At 57.7% G+C, this 8,167-nt stretch carries 6 protein-coding genes, 1 tRNA gene, 1 pseudogene and 1 riboswitch; of the genes and pseudogenes, 1 reads left to right on the top strand and 7 read right to left on the bottom strand.

Annotated features, from left to right (window positions below; translation table 11 throughout):
- The 3 genes and pseudogenes from QEH54_RS20680 to QEH54_RS20670 all read right to left on the bottom strand — a co-directional run.
- Window positions 1–203, bottom strand: a pseudogene (locus QEH54_RS20680) (GNAT family N-acetyltransferase); the annotation flags it as partial.
- 82 nt (window positions 204–285) lie between these two features.
- Window positions 286–651 carry a TonB family protein gene (locus QEH54_RS20675; protein WP_309020620.1) on the bottom strand — a complete coding sequence of 122 codons (366 nt, stop codon included), beginning with the start codon at window positions 649–651 and terminating at the stop codon, window positions 286–288.
- Between the two features lie 987 nt (window positions 652–1,638).
- Window positions 1,639–1,730: transfer RNA gene (locus QEH54_RS20670), tRNA-Ser, on the bottom strand.
- A 136-nt stretch (window positions 1,731–1,866) separates the two neighbouring features.
- Here QEH54_RS20670 and QEH54_RS20665 point away from each other — a divergent pair.
- Window positions 1,867–2,652: an MBL fold metallo-hydrolase gene (locus QEH54_RS20665; protein ID WP_309020619.1), complete on the top strand. Its 786-nt coding sequence runs from the start codon at window positions 1,867–1,869 to the stop codon at window positions 2,650–2,652.
- Window positions 2,653–2,767: 115 nt separating this feature from the next.
- Here the strand turns inward: QEH54_RS20665 and QEH54_RS20660 are convergent, their stop codons facing one another.
- From QEH54_RS20660 to QEH54_RS20645, 4 genes are all read right to left on the bottom strand, one after another.
- Window positions 2,768–3,481 carry a hypothetical protein gene (locus QEH54_RS20660; RefSeq protein ID WP_309020618.1) on the bottom strand — a complete coding sequence of 238 codons (714 nt, stop codon included), beginning with the start codon at window positions 3,479–3,481 and terminating at the stop codon, window positions 2,768–2,770.
- Window positions 3,482–3,662: 181 nt separating this feature from the next.
- Window positions 3,663–4,631 (bottom strand): ADP-ribosylglycohydrolase family protein, encoded by a 969-nt coding sequence (locus tag QEH54_RS20655; protein WP_309020617.1) that lies wholly within the window; start codon window positions 4,629–4,631, stop codon window positions 3,663–3,665.
- Between the two features lie 206 nt (window positions 4,632–4,837).
- A complete protein-coding gene (thiC, locus tag QEH54_RS20650; protein WP_309020616.1) occupies window positions 4,838–6,739 on the bottom strand; it encodes a phosphomethylpyrimidine synthase ThiC in 1,902 nt (633 codons plus the stop codon).
- A 68-nt stretch (window positions 6,740–6,807) separates the two neighbouring features.
- A riboswitch (TPP riboswitch) is annotated at window positions 6,808–6,941 on the bottom strand.
- 250 nt (window positions 6,942–7,191) lie between these two features.
- Entirely contained in the window at window positions 7,192–8,106 is a 915-nt protein-coding gene (locus tag QEH54_RS20645) for an IPT/TIG domain-containing protein (RefSeq protein WP_309020615.1), read from the bottom strand.
- Between the last annotated feature and the right edge of the window lie 61 nt (window positions 8,107–8,167).

Genomic DNA, 8,167 nt, shown 5'->3' with positions numbered 1-8,167 from the left:
TGGACGTAGAAGAAGAGGCCACCGTCGCCAACGATCCTTCCGATTCCAATCAACTCTTCGTCCAACTTCAGGCAAACCGTGTGCAAAGCGTTCTTGAGAGATTCAAGAGTGGCTGATGAATCAGGAATGCCCCAGCCAACCTCTTCGCGAAGATCGTTGTATTCGAGAAGGGTAGGAATGCTGTATTCAAGCGTTGGGTTCATCTTTTACTGCAGAACGTGAAAGCCATACGCGGAGGTCAGCGCGGAGCGCTGGCCGGAGTTGTATGGGCTGACTGGTTCGAATTCATTTTTGAAATTTGAAATGGAATCTGACGATGTATGGTGCCGTGTATCCTGTGATGTCTGAACTGTGAAAGACGAACTGCTTTGCGGCTTTGACACTAGCTTTCTGAAGGGATTTGTGAGCATCAGTTTCCAAGATAAAGACCTCTGAAACCGCTCCATTCTCATCAACAACCAACCCCATCAGAACTCGTCCCTCTCGCTTGTTCGAAACTTTGGGAAAAGCCTTTTTTATAGGCATGAACTCTTCGTTCATCTCCCGAATCGTATATTCGATACCGTTGTGAAGGTAAGTTTCTAGCTCATCTGCTCTGGACAATGCACCGAAAGCAAAAATGGCTAGAAGAAGTTGTGTGATCCTTTTCATACTTTTCGAACAGTATTAATATAGAGGTCTTGAAGGACGGGTATTGCGTGGGGGTGTCGTATAACGCGTATTTTTTTGTTTTGATTGGGGTATGGATCTGGGGTTGCAGATTAGGTAGATGCTGCATCTTACGGTGCTGTTTGCAAGGGTGTTGTTGCGTATCTTTTGCGTTGTTGAGTGTTTCTACAACTGCGAGTGTTTCGGGGCGTTTCTAGATCGCATGTCTCTTATAATGCGTGGGTTAAGCGTCGGGCGTTGCTTGGGGATATGTGGTTTCCTGGAGTTTTGAGGTGTCGGAATAGAGAAGGCGCTTAAGCAGACTTCTAAGAGGCATAGTTTGCACTTCCCGGGACGTTGCTTCGGACGCGCGGGACGTTGTTTTGCGTCAATGCCGCTTTCGTTTTTTGAGGGCTGGTTTTTTGCTCTGGTTGTTTTCGAGCAGGTTTCTTTCTACGGAATCTGTTCCGGCTATCGAATTGTCGGGAAGAAAGGCTCTCTGACGTGGGAGTTCGGGGCTTAAGGCAAGACAGACTGCTCCGCTTGGTATGCCGGAACGATTTCGTATCGCGTGCGTTCCAGGCCGCTTGGCTGTGGCACGGCGTCTTGGGACCCAGATGCCGCTCCCATCATGAACCGTTCCAATTGGACGCTTTTCGGTTAGCCGTTCTCGGTAGTGGAATAGGTTTCGCGGTGCTGAGATGTGGCCGATACGCGAAGGCAAGGGGCTAAGCTAAACTCGGGATACATGACTTCGCGCTTTTGGGGTACGCGCATCTGTCATGGTTTTTGGTGGTTGTTTGAAAAGTGGCGGAGAGAGATTGGCTCACTTCGCTGGGAGCTTGGTTCTAGCGCTTCGCATCTCAGAGCTCTTCCGAGGGTGTTCCGGCTCGCGTTGCGACTGGTGGCGTCGGCACAGCCTCGGAGCAATTCCCTGTGGCTCGAAGGCACAAAAAAACGTTCCTTATGGAGGAACGCGAATGGGAAAAGTGGCGGAGAGAGAGGGATTCGAACCCTCGGTACGGTGTTACCCGTACGACGATTTAGCAAACCGTTGCTTTAGACCACTCAGCCATCTCTCCGCTGAGGGGGTGTAGAGTGCTTATCTGATTGTTGAGATCAAGCCCTAAAATGCGGTTTTACGGCTTGTTTTTCGGGCTTGTTTTTTTGCGTGCTTTTGGCTTGGCACGCTGCTGCTGCGGATTGGGATTGGCGGAGATGAAGCTCCGCTTTCTTGGTACAGGCACCTCGCAAGGTATTCCATTGATCGGTTGCGATTGCTCGGTCTGTCGCTCGGACAATCCGAAGAATCGAAGATACAGGACGCATGCTCATTTGGAGATGGGTGGCCTCAATATTCAGATCGACGCGGCTCCGGAATTTCGTCTACGGGCGCTGGAGCACAGGATCCCGAAGATCGATGTGGTGCTGCTGACTCACGGGCATGCCGACCATATCCTGGGCTTCGATGACATGCGGCGCTACTGCGATTTGCGGAAGGGGGAGGCGATTCCGGTTTTTACGAACGACGACGGTCTGGAGCGCATGCGTTCTATCTATCCCTACGCGATGAGGGAACGGCCCGCTGTCCGGGGCTATCCGGCGTTTTCGGTTCGTCCGATGCCGGAAACGCTGGAGCTGGAGGGGGGCGTTGGCTTGGTGCGTTCGACTTCGCAGGATCATGGTCCATTCGACACCTTGGGGCTGGTTTTCGAGGAGTTTAAGTCGGGGAGCAAGATCGCCTACTATACGGATTGCGCATCGGTTAGCGAGGAGGCGGAGGAACTTGCTCGTGGAGCGGATCTGGTGGTTTTGGATGGTTTGAGGATGAATGAGCATCCGTCGCACATGTCGATTGACATGGCGGTCGATGCGGCTCGCAGGATTGGGGCGAAGCGCAGTTTTCTGATCCACATGGGACATGATGTGGACCATGACCGGGTGAACGCTTCCTTGCCCGAAGGAGTGGAGCTTTCTTACGACAATCTGGTGGTCGAGGTGTGAGGCTTGCTCGCTAGTGAAGGCGGGGGCAGCAGCGGGCTCTCGGTAGAGGTTTGGGCAAAGAAAAGCCTAGGTGTCGCCTAGGTCTTTTCTGAAAAAAGGGGAATGCTGGATGGATTTATTCCTTTTCCGAAACGTCGAACTCGAATTCGTAGCTTTGTCCGTTGAAAACCACGCTCAGCTGCAGCGGCCGCCCGGCTTCGATGTTGTCCGGATGAAATTTCACGATGCCCTGCAAGGTCTCCCCTGGGTCGATCTGATGGATGCTGATCAGCTGCTTTAGCTCCTCGGACAACTTGAGTTTCGCGCTGCGGCCGGCGGAGGCTTTGTCAGCCATCTGCGAGGAGGAGATTTTCGCCAGGGCGGCGCTGTTGTCCCTCATGGCCGGATCGCTGGTGGTGGCGTCGTTTTGCATGGCCATTTCCGTTTGCCGACCGCTGTTTTCCTGAGCCTTGCGCTGCATGCCCATGTGAACGCGCAGGATGTACTCTTCGGAATCGTAGGCTTCGACCACTTGATCGCCGGAAGTCATCTTCACGCTGCCGGTGGACAGGAGGGCGGATTCGTCGGAGAGGTTTTCCACGGTGATGGAGAAACTGGGAACTTCTTCGATCCGTTTGGAGAAGGTAGGGCTGAGCAATTCCACCGTGACGCGACTGTCCTTTTCGACGGTCAGCGCTTCCGGGTTCTGCGAGCCCATTGTGCCCATCTCGTGGACGGGGGAGATGACAAGCTGGGTGCTGGAGCAGCCGGTCAGGAACGCGGCCACGCCGATGAGGCCGACAGCCAGTTTAGCGATGGTTCGGGGCAGTGGGGTGTTTTTTTGGGTCATAACTTATTAAGCTATGCGCTCCTGCCTGTCGAAACCCGCCATTATTCTCTAGGAATTTCTCGCTATCTTCGTTGGCTGGCAGGTGACGATAAGGAAGGAGTTCCTGGACTGTCGGATTCGTGCGTCATGGCAGGGCGAAGGGAGGCTAGACCCCGCAACCTAGGATACGACTCAATCGGTCTCAGACGAAGGCGTTTCGTGAAAGGAGGGCAGAGAGGGAGGGTCGGTGGGCTAGCTTCTGTATCCAGTTTGTAGATATACTGTCGAAGCCCAGATTGGCGCCACATAGGGCACCAACGATCGCGGCTCGTCCAGCGTTGTCCCCTCCCGCCTTGATGGTCTCCAAGATGGCGTCGCGAAAGTCGTTCTCGTTGCGCAGGAAGGCGTGCAGGGCGGACGGAAAGCTACCCGGCAAAGGGCAGGACTGTCCGAGCTCGGCGGTGGTTTCGAGCACTGAGCGGTCTCGCTTGTCGACGGCGGTTTGGGCGCGTTGCTTGGCCTCCGCTTCGTATGGGTTCGCTGGGTCGAGCTGCTGCAAGCTCAGTTCGACTGCTTCGAGCGGAGGGCGCCCTTGCACGAGATGGTACAGGATCGCGACGAGCGTTTTCGTGTAAGCCCGAGCTCTGGCGTTGTTTTGGCGGATACGGGTAAATTCGTCGGCGGTTTGCAGCGTTTCGGACAGCGAGCTTGAAACGAGCAGCAGCGGGGCGAGAGAGGTGACGCTGGCCATCTGTTCGTCTTGCGAACCCAGCTTGGCAAATGGGATGCGGCTATTCGGATTTTCGGAGGCGAACGCATCGATGTTTCGCAAGGTGTCCTTGGTCGCGTGATCTAGGTATCCACTATAGCTGGACGAGCTGAAGAAGGAGTGGAAGCGTTTGCCGAAATCGTCTGGGTCGAAGCGGAGCTCGCTGTCGAGGAGACTTTCCACGAGGATTTTCGCGGCATCGCCGTAGTGGGTTTGCTCTCCCGGAAATCGTCCGTGGTGGTAGTGGCCTTCGCTGGGCGATTCGAAGCCTTCGATGCTGCCGCCGTGTCGAGCGAGCAGCTCCGTGGTGTCGTAAATCCAGTGCGTACCGAGGGCGGCGGCGTCGCCAACGAATTGTCCGAATACGGCGCCCTTTATTCTTTCGTGTTGCGAGTTGGTCATAGCAAGGACGACGAATCAAGCGACGGATTGACTGACGTATCGGGTCGTTGGCAGGTAGTTGAATCGTAACGATTTTTGGATACGAAAAGCCCTCGCCTATTGGAGACTTGGCGAGGGCTTGGAGAGCGCTGCGCCTTTCGCGGAAAGGCGGCTACGGGATCGCGGCCGCTAACCTAGAGGATGCCCGAACGGTTCGCGCCTGGAATCTACTGGTAGACTTCGCCGCCTGATTCGCGGAACTGCTTGGCTTTTTCCTCCATGCCGGCGGCGAGGGCTTCTTCGGACTCCACGCCGTGTTCGTCGGCGTACTTGCGCACGTCGTCGGTGATTTTCATGGAGCAGAAGTTCGGGCCGCACATGGAGCAGAAGTGGGCCGTCTTGGCGGCGTCCTGCGGGAGGGTCTCGTCATGGTACTTCATGGCGGTTTCCGGATCGAGCGAGAGGGAGAACTGGTCTTCCCAGCGGAACTCGAAGCGGGCCTTGGAGAGAGCGTTGTCGCGGTACTGGGCGGCCGGGTGGCCTTTTGCCAAGTCGGCGGCGTGGGCGGCGATCTTGTAGGTGATGACGCCCTCCTTGACGTCCTGCTTGTTGGGCAGGCCGAGGTGCTCCTTGGGAGTGACGTAGCACAGCATGGCGCAGCCGTACCAGCCGATCATGGCTGCGCCGATGCCGGAGGTGATGTGGTCGTAGCCGGGGGCGACGTCGGTGGTGAGCGGGCCGAGGGTGTAGAAGGGGGCTTCGTGGCACCACTCGAGCTGTTTTTCCATGTTTTCCTGGATCATGTGCATCGGCACGTGACCGGGACCCTCGTTCATGACCTGGCATCCTTTGTCCCAAGCTCGCTTGGTGAGTTCGCCCTGGACCTCGAGTTCGGCAAACTGCGGGTAGTCGTTGGCGTCCGCCACGGAGCCCGGACGCAGGCCGTCGCCGATGGAGAACGAGACGTCGTAGGCGGCGCAGATGTCGCAGATGTCGTCCCAATGGGTGTAGAGGAAATTCTCCTTGTGGTGGCTGAGGCACCACTTGGCCATGATGGATCCGCCGCGAGAGACGATACCTGTCATGCGCTGCGCGGTATGAGGGATGAAGCGCAGCAGCACGCCCGCGTGAATGGTAAAGTAGTCGACGCCCTGCTCGCATTGCTCGATAAGGGTGTCGCGATAGATTTCCCAGGTGAGCTCCTCCGCCTTGCCGTTGACCTTCTCGAGGGCCTGGTAGATGGGCACGGTGCCGATGGGCACGGGGCTGTTGCGCAGGATCCACTCGCGGGTCTGGTGGATGTTTTTTCCGGTGGAAAGATCCATCACGGTGTCGGCTCCCCAGCGGATGGCCCAGCGCATCTTTTCGACTTCCTCCTCGATGGAAGAGGCCACGGCGGAGTTGCCTATGTTGGCATTGATCTTAACCAGGAAATTTCGGCCGATGATCATCGGCTCCAATTCGGTATGGTTGACGTTGGCCGGGATGATGGCCCGACCGCGAGCCACCTCGTCGCGCACGAACTCGGGAGTGATCTCGTCCGGAATGTTGGCGCCCCAAGGGTTGCCCGGGTGCTGCTTGAGCAGGGAGTTGCGCGGGGCGTTGGCGTTCATGCGCAGGCTTTCCTTGGCTCGCTGAAGCTTGGCGTTCTCGCGGATGGCGATAAATTCCATCTCCGGGGTGATGATACCTTGGCGGGCGTAGTGCAGCTGAGTGACCGGAGTTCCTTTGGCGGCGCGCAGCGGTTTGCGAGATGAGGTGTCGAAGCGAATCAGTTTTCCCGATTCCTCGGCTTTGGTGCGGTGCACGTCGGAAAGGTAGCCGTCGTCTGCAGCGGTGAGAGCTCGTCCATCGTACTCTTCGACATCGCCGCGTTCGAGCACCCAATCGCGTCGGGCCTGCGGGAGTCCTTTGGCGACATCGCGGTGGTATTCGGGGTCGCCCCAAGGACCGGAGCAGTCGTAGACGCGGATGGGCTCGTTCGGTTCTGTGGATCCGTCCGGCTTGCGCGTGTCGTTGAGCGTGATTTCGCGCATGGGGACGCGGATGTCGTCGCGGGAGCCGGTCACGTAGACGCGGCGTGAATTAGGGAGCGGCTCGAAGGATGAGGCTGAATTGCTGTCGGACATGATGGAATGGTGAATCGTGAGTGGTGAGTTGCGAAACTCGATACCGATCGTGGGGCCGATTGGAAGGCGCCTTCGTCCGACGCATTCCCTTCGACGGCATGACCCGCATCAGGTTTACAGGAAGCTGAGGGCTTCCTAAGGGTCTATGAGGCGAACGTCCTCACGTCTCGGCCCCGCGCTCGGGACTCCCCTATGCTTTGTGAGAAGGTAAGAGAATAGCATTGCTGGCGATGAGCAATGGTGAAATTGGGAAATGACTAGCGACGGGGGGCGCGGTTCGCAGAAACGTGGCTACGGGACGGCGAGAGGCGAGCTCAGGGTTACTAGGGGAAACGGCGCGGTTCGCAGGAACGCGGGTCGCTGCTCCCGCTATTTGCGGCCTCAGCCTGGGCGCGAAAAAGCCTCGGCACCAATGGGGTGGCCGAGGCTAAGAAGGCGTCTTGGCGCTGGCGCTAGTTGACCGTGATCGGAATGACCACGTCGGAGTAGCCGCCAAGCTCCACGAAGAGGTTTCCGGAGCCTGGATCGCCTCCCTGGACGCGAACGCTGGTGGAGCGTTGGCCGGCGGGGATGACGACCTCCGGCATGATCACGCTGTCTGGGACGTCGGTGGTGACGGTGACGGCGAGGCCGCCAGGAGGGGCTTCGGTGGGAATGGAAAAGGTCAGAAGGGCGCGACCGCCGCTGTTGATGCTGAGGCTGCTCGGGGTGACGTGGATGTTCGAGGCGTCGACGCGCAGGCTGCCAGCGGAGAGCTCGCCGTTGAGGCCGAGCACGGTGACGTTGTAGTTGCGGCCTTCGGGGAGAGAGGGCACGTAAAACGCGATGGAGGTGGAGCTTTCCACCTGGGTGAGGGCAGGCGTGCCACCCACCATGACTTTGTCGTCCATGGTGAAACCGCGGCCGAGGATGGCGACCCGAGTGCCGACTGGAGCGCGGTTGACCTCGAGCTCCACGGAGTAGCGATTTTCGACCTCGAAGGTACGCGGCTCGGTGTAGATTTCCTTAGTCACGGTAGCGGAAGCGGTTTTTCGCTCGTAGCGGACCAGGATGTAGTAGGCTGCCTTGCTGCGTCCGGGAGGCATGCGGTAGTCGAACTCGAAGAGGGAGTCGCTTCCGGGCACAGGAGCCATCGGGTGGGCTCGTCCGTCGATGATGATCTCCGGCTTGACCGATCCCTCCACAACCGCGTTGTTCTTGACGGTCACTTGAGCGGTGACGGCGTAGGCGCGTGATGGGTTGGCCTTCATGCTGGAAGGCGTCAGGTCGGTGAGCTTCACATCGCACCCGGCGAGGAAAAGAGCGGCAGCTGCGACGAGCATCGCGAGCCAGGTTCTTCGATTGGTCTTGGAATTTCGCGTATCCATGGTTTCGGGTTGGTAGAGTGAACGTAAGCTTGTATTGCAATCAAATAACGGACTTGCGGTG

This window comes from Pelagicoccus sp. SDUM812003 (assembly GCF_031127815.1).
Classification (GTDB): Bacteria; Verrucomicrobiota; Verrucomicrobiia; order Opitutales; family Opitutaceae; genus Pelagicoccus.
The sequence above is the reverse complement of the archived record's forward strand: the minus strand, read 5'-3'. Positions and strand labels throughout refer to the sequence as shown.

Excerpts from the sequence above, each read along its gene's own strand:
- QEH54_RS20675 (WP_309020620.1), bottom strand. The coding sequence starts at position 651 with ATGAAAAGGATCACACAACTTCTTCTAGCCATTTTTGCTTTCGGTGCA.
- QEH54_RS20665 (WP_309020619.1), top strand. The coding sequence starts at position 1,867 with ATGAAGCTCCGCTTTCTTGGTACAGGCACCTCGCAAGGTATTCCATTG.
- QEH54_RS20660 (WP_309020618.1), bottom strand. The coding sequence starts at position 3,481 with ATGACCCAAAAAAACACCCCACTGCCCCGAACCATCGCTAAACTGGCT.
- QEH54_RS20655 (WP_309020617.1), bottom strand. The coding sequence starts at position 4,631 with ATGACCAACTCGCAACACGAAAGAATAAAGGGCGCCGTATTCGGACAA.
- thiC (WP_309020616.1), bottom strand. The coding sequence starts at position 6,739 with ATGTCCGACAGCAATTCAGCCTCATCCTTCGAGCCGCTCCCTAATTCA.
- QEH54_RS20645 (WP_309020615.1), bottom strand. The coding sequence starts at position 8,106 with ATGGATACGCGAAATTCCAAGACCAATCGAAGAACCTGGCTCGCGATG.